The organism is Erythrobacter sp., assembly GCF_038133525.1.
Lineage (GTDB): Bacteria > Pseudomonadota > Alphaproteobacteria > Sphingomonadales > Sphingomonadaceae > Qipengyuania.
The window spans coordinates 44,260-59,289 of the sequence record NZ_JAYPTL010000014.1 but is presented as its reverse complement, the minus strand read 5'-3'; the positions used below and the strand labels follow the sequence as shown (position 1 = coordinate 59,289).

Annotated in this window: 12 protein-coding genes; 9 read left to right on the top strand and 3 right to left on the bottom strand. The window is 60.0% G+C overall.

Annotated elements, in window-relative coordinates; all coding sequences use genetic code 11:
- From AAFM29_RS05505 to AAFM29_RS05485, 5 genes are all read left to right on the top strand, one after another.
- On the top strand, positions 1–1,628 hold a 1,628-nt coding region (locus AAFM29_RS05505), incomplete at its 5' end, for a TonB-dependent receptor domain-containing protein (protein WP_341711786.1).
- 103 nt (positions 1,629–1,731) lie between these two features.
- Positions 1,732–3,300: a sodium:solute symporter gene (locus tag AAFM29_RS05500; protein ID WP_341711785.1), complete on the top strand. Its 1,569-nt coding sequence runs from the start codon at positions 1,732–1,734 to the stop codon at positions 3,298–3,300.
- Complete coding sequence (locus tag AAFM29_RS05495) at positions 3,297–4,154, top strand: hypothetical protein (RefSeq protein ID WP_341711784.1); 858 nt, start codon at positions 3,297–3,299, stop codon at positions 4,152–4,154. The genes AAFM29_RS05500 and AAFM29_RS05495 overlap by 4 nt, the downstream gene beginning before the upstream one ends.
- Positions 4,124–5,227 (top strand): beta-N-acetylglucosaminidase domain-containing protein, encoded by a 1,104-nt coding sequence (locus tag AAFM29_RS05490; RefSeq protein ID WP_341711783.1) that lies wholly within the window; start codon positions 4,124–4,126, stop codon positions 5,225–5,227. The genes AAFM29_RS05495 and AAFM29_RS05490 overlap by 31 nt, the downstream gene beginning before the upstream one ends.
- Positions 5,228–5,734: 507 nt before the next feature.
- Positions 5,735–6,958 (top strand): integrase arm-type DNA-binding domain-containing protein, encoded by a 1,224-nt coding sequence (locus AAFM29_RS05485; protein WP_341711782.1) that lies wholly within the window; start codon positions 5,735–5,737, stop codon positions 6,956–6,958.
- A gap of 299 nt (positions 6,959–7,257) precedes the next feature.
- On the opposite strand, the gene AAFM29_RS05480 is transcribed toward AAFM29_RS05485, so the two are convergent.
- From AAFM29_RS05480 to AAFM29_RS05470, 3 genes are all read right to left on the bottom strand, one after another.
- A complete protein-coding gene (locus AAFM29_RS05480; protein WP_341711781.1) occupies positions 7,258–7,452 on the bottom strand; it encodes a hypothetical protein in 195 nt (64 codons plus the stop codon).
- Positions 7,443–7,994: a thermonuclease family protein gene (locus tag AAFM29_RS05475; protein WP_341711780.1), complete on the bottom strand. Its 552-nt coding sequence runs from the start codon at positions 7,992–7,994 to the stop codon at positions 7,443–7,445. Before AAFM29_RS05475 ends, AAFM29_RS05480 begins: the two co-directional genes overlap by 10 nt.
- Positions 7,995–8,058: 64 nt before the next feature.
- The gene (locus tag AAFM29_RS05470) at positions 8,059–8,643 is read right to left on the bottom strand and encodes a lytic transglycosylase domain-containing protein (protein WP_341711779.1); all 585 of its coding nucleotides are present in this window, start codon (positions 8,641–8,643) and stop codon (positions 8,059–8,061) included.
- A 138-nt stretch (positions 8,644–8,781) separates the two neighbouring features.
- On the opposite strand from AAFM29_RS05470, the gene AAFM29_RS05465 reads away from it, so the two are divergent.
- The 4 genes from AAFM29_RS05465 to AAFM29_RS05450 all read left to right on the top strand — a co-directional run bounded on the left by AAFM29_RS05465 (position 8,782) and on the right by AAFM29_RS05450 (position 14,708).
- On the top strand, positions 8,782–9,690 hold the full coding sequence (locus AAFM29_RS05465) for a toprim domain-containing protein (RefSeq protein ID WP_341711778.1): 909 nt from the start codon (positions 8,782–8,784) through the stop codon (positions 9,688–9,690).
- A 75-nt stretch (positions 9,691–9,765) separates the two neighbouring features.
- Positions 9,766–14,019: a strawberry notch family protein gene (locus tag AAFM29_RS05460; RefSeq protein ID WP_341711777.1), complete on the top strand. Its 4,254-nt coding sequence runs from the start codon at positions 9,766–9,768 to the stop codon at positions 14,017–14,019.
- A gap of 59 nt (positions 14,020–14,078) precedes the next feature.
- Positions 14,079–14,348, top strand: a complete 270-nt coding sequence (locus AAFM29_RS05455; protein ID WP_010240558.1) for a type II toxin-antitoxin system Phd/YefM family antitoxin — start codon at positions 14,079–14,081, stop codon at positions 14,346–14,348.
- 3 nt (positions 14,349–14,351) lie between these two features.
- Positions 14,352–14,708 (top strand): type II toxin-antitoxin system RelE/ParE family toxin, encoded by a 357-nt coding sequence (locus AAFM29_RS05450; RefSeq protein WP_341711776.1) that lies wholly within the window; start codon positions 14,352–14,354, stop codon positions 14,706–14,708.
- Positions 14,709–15,030 lie beyond the last annotated feature (322 nt).

The following is a 15,030-nucleotide window of genomic DNA, read 5'->3' as shown; positions in this document are numbered from 1 at the left end:
CAGCAACCGAACGCACCACCACGCAATTCCAGGTTGGCCTGCGCGGCCCGTTGACGGACTGGCTGCGCTATGACGCCTACCTTCAGTACGGGCGAGTGGAAGAAGACACCACCACTTCAGGTGACGCGCTGCGGGTCGATAGCGCGGGGAACAGCCGGTTTGCGGCTATCGTCAATACGGTCGACATCTTTGGGCCCGGCGCCGATCTGACTGGGTTCGGCGGTAACTTCGTCCAGGAAATCCGCGATCGCAAGCAGACCGTCGGGGCCTTCACGCTTTCGGGCGACACGTCGCCGCTGTTTTCTTTGCCGGCAGGTCCAATCAGCTTTGCCATCGGTTACGAGTACCGTGATGAGTCTCTTGAAACCGGTGACGAGGCGGCCCTCGTCAACGGCCTGACTTATCGTGGAAGCACGGGCGGCGTGATCCTGGGCGGCTTCGACGCCAACGAGGTCTATGCCGAAGTGCTGGTCCCGGTGCTCGCGGACAAGCCCTTCTTCCAGGAGCTGAACCTTGAAGGCGCAATCCGCTTCTCGGATTTCTCAAATGCCGACATCGGCAACACCGACAAGATCGGTTTTTCCTGGCAGGTCGATGACAACATCCGCTTTCGCGGAACGCGTCAGACCGTGATCCGCTCACCGAATATTGGCGAGTTCGCGGCTCCCGTCTTTTCGATCCCCTTCTCATTGCTGCGGACGGTCCCGCGGCTCCAGCCCCGCTATCTTGGCGACCCCTGCGTGAACGGCACGGGCGACCAGGCCCAGTGCGATCGCTTCGGCGCGCCTCCGCAAGGATCCTACGACAGCCTCGATCCTGCCAACCTGACTGGCCAGTACTTCTTCGGGGGCAATCCCGACATTGGTCCGGAAAACGGTACGACCTACACGCTCGGTGCGATCTTCACGCCTCAGTTTGCCCCCGGGCTCGAGATTATCGTCGACTACTACGACATCAAGATCACCGATGCGGTCGGGCAGATCCAGCCGGTTGATGCTCTTCAGAGCTGCTACGTCGACAATCCGGTTGCAGACAATCCGATCTGTGCAGCAATTTCCCGTGATCCGGCTACGGGCTTTCTCGACGATGCGTTCGTAAATGATCGCAACCTTGGCGTGATCGAACAGTCGGGCATTGATATTGACGTCAACTACAGGATCGATCTGTCCTCGACCGGCTTTCTGAGCGGTCTGCGGCTCGGATATCAGGGAACGATCGTGACCGACTACTCGATCCAGCGGAACCCTGTGCTGGATCCGGTCGATTGCAAAGGCACTTACGGCTTTGCCTGTTCCTCTGATGCCGTCAGCCTGGTTCAGCCAGATTACCGCCACCGGGTGGCTGCGACCCTCGATGCGGACATGGGGCTGCTGCAGTTCGTGTGGCGGCGGATTGGCGAGGTCGAAAACGCCTCCAATCGGAGCGAGAAAATCGAAGCCTTCGACTATTTTGACCTCAACGCGCAGTTCGATACCGGCATCTATGATATGAAGATCAACGTTGGCATCAGAAACCTGTTCGACAAGAAGCCCCCGCAGCCTGCCTCGCCGGGTGCCTTCGGGACCTATCCGGGGACCTATGACATTGTCGGACGGACTTTCGGCGCTTCGGCCAGCGTCACGTTCTGATTTCGTTGGATTCATGAACCGGCGGGCGTTAGCCCGCCGGTTCATCACTTCCTGTGCCAGGAGGTGTCGAACCGGATAATTTTCCCAGAAGAGAGCGCTTCCCATGGCGATGACATCCGGCTTTGGTACCATCGACTGGCTGGTGGTCGCGGCCTATCTCCTCGGCAACGCGGCTCTTGGGTGGTATCTGTCAAAGCGCGGCGCCCGATCTGCCCGGGATTATTTCCTCGCCGATGGACAAATGCCGGGTTGGCTGATCGCATTCTCTGTCCTCGCAACCACCCAATCAGCCGCGACTTTCCTCGGGGGGCCGGATTACGGATACCGCGCTGATTACACCTATCTGGCCGGGTCGCTCGGCGCTGTTCTGTCGAGCATCGTCGTGGCCGTGGTTCTTCTGCCGCGCTTCTATGCGCTCAAGGTCACCACAGTCTACGAGTTGCTTGACCAGCGTTATGGCAAACTCGCGCTACGCAGCACCTCCGCGATGTATCTGGTCGGGAGGATCTTCGCCAACGGGGCCCGCCTGTTCATGGCTGCCCTCGCCGTGGCTATGATTCTGTTTCTGCGGACAGACTTTTCGGCCATCGCGCTTGCAACAATTATCATTGTCATCCTTGGTCTCGGACTTTCTCTGATGGGGGGATTGCGCTCGGTGATCGCTAGCGATGCCGTGCAACTCGTTGTCTATGCTGGGACGGCCCTTGTCGTTCTGATCGTTTTGTACATGCGGCTCGATCTGGAGTTCGCCGAGGTCCTCGCAGCGCTCGATGCACCGCCATCGGGTCCGAGCAAGTTGACAATTTTCGACTTTTCCTTCGCTCTGGATGATCCTTTCACCATCCCCGCCGCTTTCACCGGGCTGATGCTGCTGAATATCGGCAATTTCGGGCTCGATCAGGATACGACCCAGCGTCTGCTGGCGGCCAAAAGCTCACGTCACGCAGGATGGGCGCTGTTCTGGTCTGCGATCGGCGCTCTGCCGATCATTTTCGTTTTCCTGAGCATCGGACAATTGCTGCACCTCTTCTATGAGCGCGGCGACCTGACCGGGATTGCTGCGCCGGGCGCAGATCTGAAAAGCGTTACGATATTCATGCACTACATTCTGACCGAGCTTCCTGACGGATTGCGAGGCCTGTGCGGAGCGGCCATCGTGGCCGCCGCCGTCTCCACGCTGACCTCTGGACTGAGCTCGATGAGCTCGGTCGTGGTGAGCGACTTTTACAAGCCCTGGGCTGGGCCCATTTCCGACGAGCGAACCGTTTTCGCAGGCCGCGTCACCATGGTGTCGATCGCGATCATTCTCGGGCTGATGGCTCTGGTGTGCTTCTACTGGCAGCGCGCGTCTGACCTCCCCTTGCTCGAATTTGCCTTGCAAGTGATGGTATTCGCCTACGCTGGCTTGCTGGGTGTGTTCGCGGCCGCCGTCTTCACCAGCCGCGGTAGCGAGGCATCGATTGTCTGGGCGCTCATTATCGGCTTCGCAGCCATGGTGCTCGGAGAAGCTTCGGTCGGCGGTGCTATCGGCATCCCAGAAGGTGTGATGTCGCTCGCCTTTACCTGGAAGCTGTTATTCGGCTCCGCCCTGGCATTTCTGGTTGCGATCAGCGGGAACAGCAAAAGGACCGCCATTAAGCCGCAAAATGAGGAGCAGGTTGCTGCGACATGATTCATGTAGTCACTGACGGCACTTCCTCTCTCGGGAACGAGGACCGGTTTGGCTATGCTGGAGGCGCTGCCTGGGTGCTCGACGGCGCGACGGATATCTCAGGCATTAAGCTGGAAGGCCGTACTGCCGCATGGTGGCTCGTCGAAGCCTATCAGGCCGAACTGCAAAACTGCGCAGGCCATGGCTCAGCCGAAGATGCCTATGACCTTGTAACTCGACTGGCTCTAGGGGCCAGGCATCGGCTGCACGCGAGGTTCGGGACAGCGTCACCCGCTATTGCCACAGCGCTCGAACAGGCATCGACCGCGCTCAGTCTTATGCGCCGAGTCAATGGCAGCTGGAATGTAATCTCCTTTGCCGATTGTCCCGTGCTTTACCGGAATCCGGTCACAGGTCAGGTAAATATCGTTTTTGATGAAGGCTTCACCCCTGTCGAGCGCCGCTCGCTTGAGGCATTGAAGGAAGCGCAACTGCGTGAACCCGATGCAAGTCTGGCGCGCCTTTCCGAACTGACCCGGCCGGTATTGATGGAAAACCGGGCGATGATGAACACCGAGAAGGGCTATGCCATCGGAGCCATCCAACCCCCGCCGCGCGCGCTTGTGCACCAGTATCGCTTGCCCGAAGGCGTGGAAGCCTTTGTCATCCTTAGCGACGGGTTTTCGCGCTGGTACGATGTGTTCGGGCTTGGGTCGCCGGAGGACCTGTTCCGGCGGACCGCAGCAGGAGAGGCGTCGCAAGTTCTCGCAGAATTGCGTGCGGCCGAGCGCGACGATCCGGAGGGGAGACGGTTTCCTCGCTTCAAGACGCATGATGATGCCACATGTCTTTACGCCAAGGTCGACGCTCTGTGATCCAGGGCGTCCATACCCCGCTTTGGCTGATTGAGGGGTTTTACGGTCCCCCTTGGCCTGACGCGACCCGGCTCGCCAATTACCGGCTGATTGGAAAGTGGGGATATGAAGGCGCCATCTACGCGCCCAAGGCCGACAGGAGTCTGCGAAGCGAATGGCGGCGTCCGCTTCGCCCTGCAGAACACCTGCGACTAGCCGAAATGGCAAGGACTGCCACAGAGTCCGGTCTAAAGTTCGGTGTTGGCCTTAGCCCCATGAACGTGTGGAATGACTGGTCAGGCGAGACCAGAAATCACCTGAGCGCCAAGCTGGCAGATCTTCATGCATGTGGTTGTGAGGTTCTGAGTCTGCAGTTCGACGACATGCATGGCGATGTGCCGCATCTTGCCAGCTTGCAGGCCGAAATTATCGCCTTTGCCAGCGAGCAGTGGGACGGATCGCGGCTGATCATTTGTCCCACATACTACTCGGATGATCCGATACTTGCTGCGGTGTTCGGTGACCCTCCGCCAACCTACCTTGAGGACCTCGCCCGGGAACTGCCGGCTCATGTCGATGTCTTCTGGACCGGCCCCAAGGTCGTCAGCACGCTGATTGATCAAGAGCACATTCTCGAGGTCACAGCCCGTATGGGGCGCCGCCCATTCCTCTGGGACAATTACCCCGTAAATGACGGGGCACGAACCAGCAGGCACCTTTTCTTGAAAGCTCCAGAGGGCAGAGAGCAGCTGATGAATGGTCAGTTGGCAGGCTGTGCTGCCAACCCAATGCTCCAGCCCCATCTCTCGCAGATACCTCTGCGCGCCCTCGCCGCGCTCGTCCACGATCAGCCATTTCGCACTTCAGAGGAGTTGCTCGACTTCGCCATTCGCGACTGTGTTGACCCACTTTCGGCCCCACTATTCGTTCGACATGCAGACGACTTTGCAGTGCGCGGCCTTGATGGCCTGGTTGCCGGGGAGACAGAGCAGATAAGCAATGCTTTCGGCGAGTTTATCGATCCCCACGCGACGGAAGTAGCGCGATGGCTGGCAGGCGAGTTCGCGTTTGACCCCGCTTGCCTGACTGATTGATCGTCAGACGACGCTGAATCGCGCGTTACGCCCGTTTGTGAGTGGCTCATCGCTCAGCATGCGAAAGCCAAACTGGTCACAACCCCGAATGGCTTCAGGTTACCGATGCAGAACTACGAAAACCGTCATCGTCTCGGGTTGCATCGTGCGGGACAATTTGAATTGCAAAGAAGCAATTCGGAATGTAATGAAACAGTGTGAACCTAGAAGAGATAGGGCAACGAACCCTTCCAGTGAATTTTCTTAGTGCCAGCCATTGTGCCACCGAGAATAACCAAAACGACATTGAAAAATAATAACAATTTATTACTTGTCATTATTGATTTCTCTTCTGGGCACCATTTGTTCTTCTCACGTTCTCCCAAATAATCTATAAAACCCGCAGAAATCCTAGGGATTTGGCCCTTGGATCGTTCCGGATCGTCCCGCCTGTTCTCGGGGGTTCCAGACACTTTTGTGGGCCTTTTGAGGCCGTTTTCGCAAAGGCCCAGATGAAAAGGCCCCCACATGCCGCTAACAGATACTCGCCTCCGCGCACTCAAGCCCAAGGATAAACCGTACAAGGTAACCGATGAGCGCGGCCTATATGTTGAGGTCACGCCAACCGGCGGCAAACTTTGGCGATTCCGATACCGGATCGGCGGCGCGCAAAAGAAGCTCTGCATCGGCAGCTATCCCGACATCAGCCTCAAGCAAGCGCGAGACGCGGCCTACGAGGCACGACGAGCTGTTGCTTCTGGGGGCGACCCGGCCTTTGAGAAGCGGAAGCGGAAAATCCGCGCAGAGTTTCTTTCTGCACAGACGTTCGAGGCAGTCGCACGTGAGTATATTGAACAGATGATGGTCCAGAATGGCCGTGCCGATGGCACGATCGTCAAGGCCAATTATTTTCTCGACAAGCTTGCGCCTTCCATCGGGAACCGACCCATCAACGAGATCGAGCCGTTCGAAGTCCTGGCTCCCCTCAAACGGCTGGAAGCCACTGGTAAGCACGAGACTGCGAAGAAATGCCGCTCGTTCGCCGGCCGCGTGTTTCGTTACGGTGTTGCTACCACCCGCTGCAAATCCGATCCGACCAGTATGCTGAAGGGCGCCCTAATAACGCCGAGGGCCACGCATTATGCAGCAATCCTCGAGCCCACCGAGCTAGGCGGGCTGCTGCGCGCAATCGACGACTTCACTGGCTACATGGTGACGAAGTTGGCTTTGCAGATAGCGCCGCATGTGTTCGTACGCCCCGGCGAACTCCGGCACGCCGAATGGCATGAGATCGACCTCGTCGATGGGGTCTGGAAGATCCCTGCCGGTAAAATGAAAGCGCGCCGAGCGCATGCCGTCCCGCTTTCCAAGCAGGTTAGAGGCTATCTCACTGACCTGGCCGAGATGCTCGGCCGCGAAGGATATGTTTTCCCATCTGCGCGCAGCTCCAAGCGTCCCATGAGTGAAAACACGCTCAATGCCGCATTTCGTCGCATGGGATATTCGAAGGAAGAAGTCACCGCTCATGGACTCCGGGCGACAGCATCGACATTCCTGAACGAGTCGGGCCTTTGGAATCCTGATGCGATCGAGCGTGCCTTGGCACATGGCGACAGCAATGTTGTGCGTGGCATCTACCATCGCGGCAAGCATTGGGACGAGCGCGTGCGGATGGCTCAATGGTGGAGCGACTACCTCGATGAGCTCCGGACTGGAGGCAAGGTCATCATGGGGAAGTTTGCGAAGGGTTGATCGGGAGATCGAATTTCTTCTCAGCCAGTGCAGGATTGCAGGCTCAGGACCAGCCCTATTGTGTTGAAAAACTCCGCAGGCACCTTCGGCGGGAAATATTAAAACTCATAAGAGCTCATGCCTGCATCATTACCTCAAGACGCCTTCTCCCGTTGAATCATTATTACGGAAAATCGGCTGCGGATCGGGTCAGGCCGAGTTTTTCAACACAATAAGCCCTATCAGGGACACTGACGCGAGCAAGGCGAACTCAATTCTGATGCCCCAGACCTTAAGCCACTTCCGCATCGTGCCGAGCCTCAGTTCATAGAGCTTTGGCAGCTAAGCTGATCGAAGCGCTCAGCAACAGTCTTCCACGTTGCTATGCCTGCCTCGTCCCCTTCGTTGGATAGCCGCTGGATTTGCTGCGCGATATACGCGGTTCCCTCTTCGCCATGGTTCTTTTCGGCCCAGAGCGCGACGGCCCACAATTCCTGATCGCGGTTCAGCACCATGGTTCACGTCTCCCGGTCCAGGTTCGCGCCAGGCCTTCGCTGACCAGCTGATCGCCAAGCGAGCGGCCGCCGCGCGTTACAACCCGCAATTTGCGACCGTACTGATCCTCGTCTCTGCTACCGATGGTCCTCAGTTCAAAGGGCCCGCCATTCAGCAATTCGACAAGGCGGTGCGTCGCGCGCATGCCGAGCTGGTATTCATAGTCGCAACGAGGCGCGCTGATCTCGGGGGTGTCGATGTCGGCAATCCGGATCTTCACGCCATCAAGCCAGAAAGTATCTCCATCCACGACGCATGTGCGCCGGATGGATCCGCAGATGTCGAATTGTGGGGAGCTTGCTTGCTGGAATAAAGCCTGAGGCTGCTGATCGTCGTTAGCAAGGCTGGCATCATGGACTGGCCAGTTGAGTGCCAGCATCCCTCCAGCAAATACGATCGCGAATGCTCCCAAACCCAACGCGATCTCTTTTCTCAGCTTCCGGCGCTTCTGTGCCTTCAACGCCTTGCGAAAATCGAACGGCGCACCGGGGGTCTCATTCACTGGCGTTGTCCGTCTTCATTCCGGCACATGATTTCAGACAATAGCCGGAAATCAGGCAGTTTCGTCAATTGTACGTACCAATTGCTTGCCAACGTCCCAACACAGACCGGACATATTGCGGCGTTTCACCATTGTTGGGAATGCCGCGTGATCGGGAGACGGCACCTGGGCCAGCATTGTAAGCAGCCAAGGCCAGGTGGACTGCGTCGAACCGGTCCAACATATCGCGAAGGTACCTGGCACCACCGTCGATTGATGCAAGAGGGTCATGACGGTTCCGGACGCCCAGTTCTCTCGCCGTGGCCGGCATAAGCTGAGCCAGCCCGGCAGCACCGGCTGGACTAACAGCCATCGGATTGAAGCGGGACTCAGCCCAGATAAGAGCACGAAGCAGGTTGGTCGGAAGCCCGTAACGGCGTTCAGCCTCGGCTATCGCCGCCATATACAAGCCTTCCCGGTAGGATACGTTTGCTGGCTCGGCCTGGTAAATTGCAGGAAGATATTCCCTATCCGGCTGCTGGTCCGTCTTCGGCGGAACGATCGCGTGCTCGAACAAGGTGAAATCCTGGGCGCGAACTTGCTGTGAGGAGGTCGCGATCATCCCCAGACAGGCGACCGCTAGCGCGGACAGACAATTGAGGCAGTTCATCTCGACTTGTGCTCCATTGATTCGAATCGAAAGAGAACATAAAAAGAACATGTGCTTGTAGGAAAGCCGCGAATGCCTGCCTTTGGGAGAGGAGAGGAGCGCTGATGAGGGGGCCACTTTGCATGCTGAGGAGCTCGCATGTCCCTGTCTGTCCAAACTCATCCCAACCGGTCGCTTGCCGAGACCGCCCGTTGCATTTGCGAATCGCGAGGGGGCAAATGGTCCGGCACAAAGGGCATGGCCTGTTGCCCCGCGCATGATGACCGCACGCCTTCACTCGGTGTGTCGCTCGGCCGACAGGCCATCCTCTTCCACTGTTTCGCGGGATGCGATCAGCAGAGCGTGCTGGCTGCTCTGGCGCGTGAAGGTTTCGAGGCACCGGCGCTTTTTTCGGGTTCTGCGACCACCAACGAACCCGAATCGACCAGCACCCGCAAACCCTCGGCGGCAGCGCTGAGGATCTGGCGCGATGCACAGCCACTGCGTGCCAGTCCGGCAAAGGCTTATCTGGAGAGCCGCGGCATCCTCGCCGCATCTCCGGCTCTTCGCTTCCATCCACGAACGCCGCTTGGTCCGAAGGGATGCACCCGCTTTTTGCCGGCCATGATTGCGGCGGTCAGCCTCGACGAGGGGCCGATCGCCGTCCATCGCACGTTCCTTTCGGGCAATGCCAAGGCCGATTTCGAAAAGCCGAAACGCGCGCTCGGCGCGCTCGGTGAAGCTGCTGTTCGTCTCTTCGCTCCAGTTTCCGGCAAGCTTGGCCTTGCCGAGGGGGTCGAGAGCGCGATGTCGGCCTATGCTCTCACCGGCATTCCCGTCTGGGCGACCCTGGGCAATGAGCGCTTCGGTCTCGTCAGCGTGCCTGAGAGCGTGACCGAGCTTCACCTCTTCGTCGATCACGATGCTGGCGGCGAGCTGGCTGCGTCGCGTGGCCTGGCCGCTTATGCCCGCGATGGGCGGACGATCCACGTTCGCAAACCATCCTCACGCGACACCGACTGGAACGATGAACTCACAGCATGGCTGCGCCGCAAAGCGGCGCGGTAGAGGAGAGAGAGCTTCTCGTATTCCTGATCCGGCAGAGGGCGTGACCCGATGCCCCCATCAGGAGGACGAATTGCCATGTTTCAATCAGACCTGTTTCCCGCCGGCGAGCAGTTGCCGTCCATGCCCTTGGCCTATGCCATTGGCACCCGAGTTGCCGCGCTTCTTGCTTCGGGACGTCATCTTACCCGTACCGACATTTCCGGGCTGTTCGCCGAAGAGACCGGTGTTCTGGATTGGGGAGGTGCCTGGACGATCGACGACTACAACAACGCGGTCGAGATCGGGGCGCTGCTCTGGCTTCGCGAGTCTTCGCGCATAGATCTGGCGACCAGTGTGCACGAGGCCGAAGCGCGGTTCGACTGGCTCGAAGCAGCCTTGCCGCCCCGGCACGTTCGCAGCGAAGCACAGGTCGAGCTCCAGCAGTTCTCGACCCCGCCGATGCTGGCCTGGCTGATGGCGAAGGCCGCAGCAGTCTATGCGCACGACACGCTACTCGAACCGTCCGCAGGCAATGGTGCCCTTGCTCTTTGGGGCAGCGCCCAGAACGCCACCTTGGTCCTCAACGAGATCGATCCGGCAAGACGAGACGGCCTAAGCCACATCTTTCCTTCGGCCACCATCGCTGCGCACGACGGGGAACTCATCGCCGACCTGCTTCGCGGCCCTGTTCCGTCTGTCGTCCTGATGAACCCGCCGTTCGCTCACAGCCAGGAACGCGGTAAGGACGGTGAGACCGCTATGCGTCACCTGCGCGGTGCAATCCGGGCCGCTGCTAATAGGGCGAGGATCGTCGCAATCATGCCCGAAGGCTTCGATGCTTCCACCTTCGCCAAGGCACAGGACGAAGCGTCGCTGCTCCTCAATCTTCGGCTGCAGCAGATGTTTCGCCGGACAGGGACGGGGATCGCTGTTCGCCTGGTCGTGTTCGACAAGACGCCGACTGTGTCCTCGCCAGCGATCACCGGAGATACCTACGACCTGATCGAACTCCACGAGCTTATCATCGCGCTTCCGCTACGCGTACAGACCTCCGCCAAGATCCATCGCCTGCCGCTTGGCAAGCCAGTGCGCCTCGTTGGCAAGACTTTGGCCCAAAGCGCGCCGGTTCGGCCGGTGGCGCCGTTCGCCGCGACACCAGCAGCCACGGCGAATGCGATCGACCTTGCCTATTCGGTCTTGGCCGCCCCCGCGCCGGTGCCCGAACAGACAGGCATATATCTCCCCTACCGGCCCAGCCGCATCGCGTTCGAAGGCGCTCCGTCCCATCCCACCCCGCTCGTGGAATCGGTTGCCATGGGTTCGGTCGCGGCACCGCAGCCCGATGTTTGCCCGCGCCTTCCCGCATGTTGGCAGGCCGATGGCCTGCTGTCCGAAGCGCAATGCGAGACACTGGTCTACGCTGCCCAGGCATTTGCGCGCGATCTTCCGGGTCAGTTCAAGGTGAGCCAGGAAGGCACCTCGCTGGAACTCTCCGAGGACGGACACTCCTACCGCCAAGGCTTCTTCCTCGGCGACGGAACCGGAGCGGGCAAAGGACGGCAGATCGCCGCGGTCATCATGGATCGCTGGCTCGCAGGCGAGGGCCGACATGTCTGGATCACCAAGAACGAGGCGCTGCTCGAAGATGCACGCCGCGACTGGGAAGCGCTTGGCGGGCTGCCGCTCGATCTCCAGCCGCTCTCGCGCTGGAAGCTGGGCCAGCCCGTAACGATGTCCGAAGGCATTCTCTTCGTCACCTATCCGACGCTGCGCTCGGGCCGCGCCGAGGATACGCGGCTCGACCAGATCCTTGCCTGGGCGGGCGAGGATTTCGACGGCGTGATCGCTTTCGACGAAGCCCATGCTATGGCCAATGCGCTCGGGGGCTCTTCAATCCGCGGCAAGGTCAAGGGCTCCGAACAAGGGATGGCGGGCCTCAGGCTGCAGAACCATCTCCCGCGCGCCCGCGTGCTCTACGCGTCTGCTACTGGCGCTTCGGATATCGCCAACCTCGGTTACACTTCCCGCCTCGGCCTTTGGGGACCCGAGACCGCTTTTCCGACCCAAGAGGCATTCATGACCGAGATCCGCGCTGGCGGCGTCGCGGCGATGGAGCTCGTCGCCCGTGATCTCAAGGCCCAAGGCCTCTATCTTGCCCGTGCGCTGTCCTTCGCCGGGGTCGAGTACGAGATCCTCGAACACAGCCTGACCGAAGCGCAGATAAAAATCTATGATGCCTATGCTGATGCTTGGGCGATCATTCACCGCAACCTCGAAGCTGCGCTCGAAGCAACCCGCGTGGTCGACGAGGACAGCGGCGACACGCTCAACCGCAATGCCAAGGCTGCGGCGCTGTCGATCTTCGAAGGCACCAAGCAGCGCTTCTTTGCCCAGCTCCTGCTTTCGATGAAATTGCCGAGCCTGATCCCCGCGATGGAAGTAGCGCTTGGCGAAGAGCATTCGGTTGTCGTGCAGCTGGTTTCGACCGCCGAGGCCATGCTCGACCGGCGCCTTGCCGACCTGTCCGACGAGGAACGCGAAGCGCTCGACATCGATCTGTCCCCGCGGGAATATGTCATCGACTATCTTGCGAAGAGCTTCCCTGTGCGCCTGATGCAGGTCTTCGCCGACGAGGATGGCAATCTTCGTTCCGAGGCGATGAGCGACGAGGAAGGCAATCCCATTTTCTGCCCGCGCGCCATGGCCGCGCGCGATGCGCTGATTGAACAGCTTTGCGCGCTGCCGCCCATCGCAACAGCACTCGACGCGATCATCGAGCACTTCGGAACCGACGCCGTGGCCGAAGTCACGGGTCGCACCCGCAGGCTTGTCCTGGGCCGTGATGGCCAGCAGCGCCTCGAGCGGCGAAGCCCCAGTGCCAATGTCGCCGAAGCGCAAAGCTTCATGGAAGGGACCAAGCGCATCCTGGTCTTCTCGGATGCCGGCGGCACGGGGCGTTCCTACCATGCCGACCTCGGCTGTCGGAACCAGCAACGCCGGGTCCATTTCCTGCTCGAGCCGGGCTGGCGCGCCGATAACGCGATCCAGGGGCTCGGTCGTACCAACCGCACCAACCAGGCCTCGGCTCCGCTGTTCCGGCCGGTAACCACCGATGTGAAGGGCGAACGCCGCTTCATCTCGACCATTGCCCGCAGGCTCGATGCCTTGGGCGCGCTGACGCGCGGCCAGCGCCAGACCGGCGGGCAGAATCTGTTCGACCCGGCCGACAATCTCGAAAGCGACTATGCGCGCGACGCGCTCAGCCGCTGGTTCCAGCTGCTCTATGACGGCAAGCTCGAAGCCACTAGCTTCGGCAACTTCGTTGAGAGGACCGGGCTGCGGCTCGAAAACCCCGATGGGGGGCTGACCGACAATCTCCCGACGATCCAGCGCTGGCTCAACCGCATCCTCGCGCTCCCGATCGCACTCCAGAACGCCATATTCGACGAATATCTCGGCCTCGTCGAAGCGCGGATTGAAACTGCGCGCGAGGCCGGAACACTCGACCAGGGGCTAGAAACCGTGAGGGTCGATCACTTCACTGTCCTCGCCGACGAACTCCTGCGCACGGACCCCGTGACCGGAGCCGAGACCCGTCTTGTGTCGCTCGAAGTAACGAGGCACCTTCGGCCCCTACGATTGCAGCGCCTGGTGCGGATGCACGCGATCGGCAGCGTGCACGCGATCCCGATGCGCAATGCGCGCTCTGGCATGGTCGCACTGTCGGTTCCTGCCCGACGCCTCATTGCTGACGACGGGGCCGTGATCGAACGCCGCCGCCTGCTGCGCCCGCTCAAGTCCGCGAATTGGACATTTCAGGCACTCGCTGAGAGCCACTGGGAAGAAATTGGCGTCACTGCGTTCACCAGCGCCTGGCGGGCCGAGGAAGAGGAGGCTGCCGCTTGCCCGGTGACCGAGCGCGTCCATCTGGCCACAGGATTGCTGCTGCCCGTCTGGAAACGCCTCCCCGGCGATCATGTCCGCGTCACCCGCCTCGTTGCCGAGGATGGTCAGTCGATCATCGGGCGCGAAGTGCTCGATGTCGATCTCGCTGCGATCGCCGAGACCTTTGGCCTCTCAGGTGTTAGAGGACCTTTGGTAGAGCAAATCGGCGCCCTCGTCCTTGCAAGCGGAAAACCTCTGTGCCTCGCGAGCCACGATCCACTTACCGTGAAGCGCTCATTGGTCGGCGGCGAACAGCGCCTAGAACTGACCGGGTTCTCGCCCGATCGCCTCGACTGGTACAAGGGCAAGGGCTGCTTCACCGAGATCATCCGTTACCGCACGCGGCTGTTTGTCCCGATGTCGAGAGCAAGCAAGATCCTCCAAAGCATCGCAATCGAGCCCTGAACTTCTCATTTGCCCTAAACTGGTCTATATGGAGACCAAATTAAGTCCTAAGGTGTTCGATGAAACTGGACCAACGCATCAAACCGATCAGCTATCTGAAGGCCCACAGCGCCGAAATTATCCGGGAGATTGGAGATGGCGCCGGGCCAATGGTCATCACGCAGAATGGCGAAGCCAAGGCAGTTCTGCAGGATGTCGCCAGCTACGAGCGCGCACAGGAAACGCTCGCTCTGCTAAAACTTCTGGCGCTCGGACAGGCCGATGTTGCCGCCGGTCGGACCCGCCCGGTGGCAGGCCTTGCGGATCGCGTACGGGGTAAGTCAAACTGAATGATGACGGTCGCCGTAGCGATCGAGATCACCTCCGGTGCGGAGCGCGATCTCGCGGGTATCTGGCAGCGCCGCCTGACGCAGCGCGGGCCGGATGGCGACGATGGTGCGGACGCACTGCTGGATGACCTTGTCGCGTCTATCGAATCCCTTGTGAACAATCCTCAGAAAGGACCGATTCCACCGGAACTTGAGGCTCTCGGGATCACCGACTTTCGGCAATTGTCGCGCTCTCCATTCCGCATCATCTACGGGTATCGGCCCGATCCAGCACCCGGTCAGGTGACCGTGTTCGTAATTGCTGATGCGCGCCGGGATTTTCGGACGCTTCTCGAAGAGCGCTTGCTCAGCAGCGGATAGGCATAGGTTCCGCTGAAGAGGTCAGGGTCCGGATGAACCCGAGCGCTGCCTCCGAATGCGCTCAAGTTTCCCCCTTATCTCCTCCCCTCCGTGTGACTGAATGAATCGATAAGCTCCCGTGTCGCGTAGCGCCGGAGCCTGATCACGTCCTTCCTTAAATCCGGGCGAATATTCTGCCTGTGCCCAGTGATGACGGGCCTGCCGATGGGTTCGCGCATCGAAAACAACTGCTCTCATGGACTGAACTCAACCGATCCCTGATCGCCCCAGCCCGGTCGTATAGATGGTCGCCACAGCCATCGAAGAGAGTGGAGGGAGCCCT

Excerpts from the sequence above, each read along its gene's own strand:
- AAFM29_RS05495 (WP_341711784.1), top strand. The coding sequence starts at position 3,297 with ATGATTCATGTAGTCACTGACGGCACTTCCTCTCTCGGGAACGAGGAC.
- AAFM29_RS05455 (WP_010240558.1), top strand. The coding sequence starts at position 14,079 with ATGAAACTGGACCAACGCATCAAACCGATCAGCTATCTGAAGGCCCAC.
- AAFM29_RS05470 (WP_341711779.1), bottom strand. The coding sequence starts at position 8,643 with ATGAACTGCCTCAATTGTCTGTCCGCGCTAGCGGTCGCCTGTCTGGGG.
- AAFM29_RS05450 (WP_341711776.1), top strand. The coding sequence starts at position 14,352 with ATGACGGTCGCCGTAGCGATCGAGATCACCTCCGGTGCGGAGCGCGAT.
- AAFM29_RS05480 (WP_341711781.1), bottom strand. The coding sequence starts at position 7,452 with ATGGTGCTGAACCGCGATCAGGAATTGTGGGCCGTCGCGCTCTGGGCC.
- AAFM29_RS05485 (WP_341711782.1), top strand. The coding sequence starts at position 5,735 with ATGCCGCTAACAGATACTCGCCTCCGCGCACTCAAGCCCAAGGATAAA.
- AAFM29_RS05465 (WP_341711778.1), top strand. The coding sequence starts at position 8,782 with ATGTCCCTGTCTGTCCAAACTCATCCCAACCGGTCGCTTGCCGAGACC.
- AAFM29_RS05490 (WP_341711783.1), top strand. The coding sequence starts at position 4,124 with ATGTCTTTACGCCAAGGTCGACGCTCTGTGATCCAGGGCGTCCATACC.
- AAFM29_RS05460 (WP_341711777.1), top strand. The coding sequence starts at position 9,766 with ATGTTTCAATCAGACCTGTTTCCCGCCGGCGAGCAGTTGCCGTCCATG.
- AAFM29_RS05500 (WP_341711785.1), top strand. The coding sequence starts at position 1,732 with ATGGCGATGACATCCGGCTTTGGTACCATCGACTGGCTGGTGGTCGCG.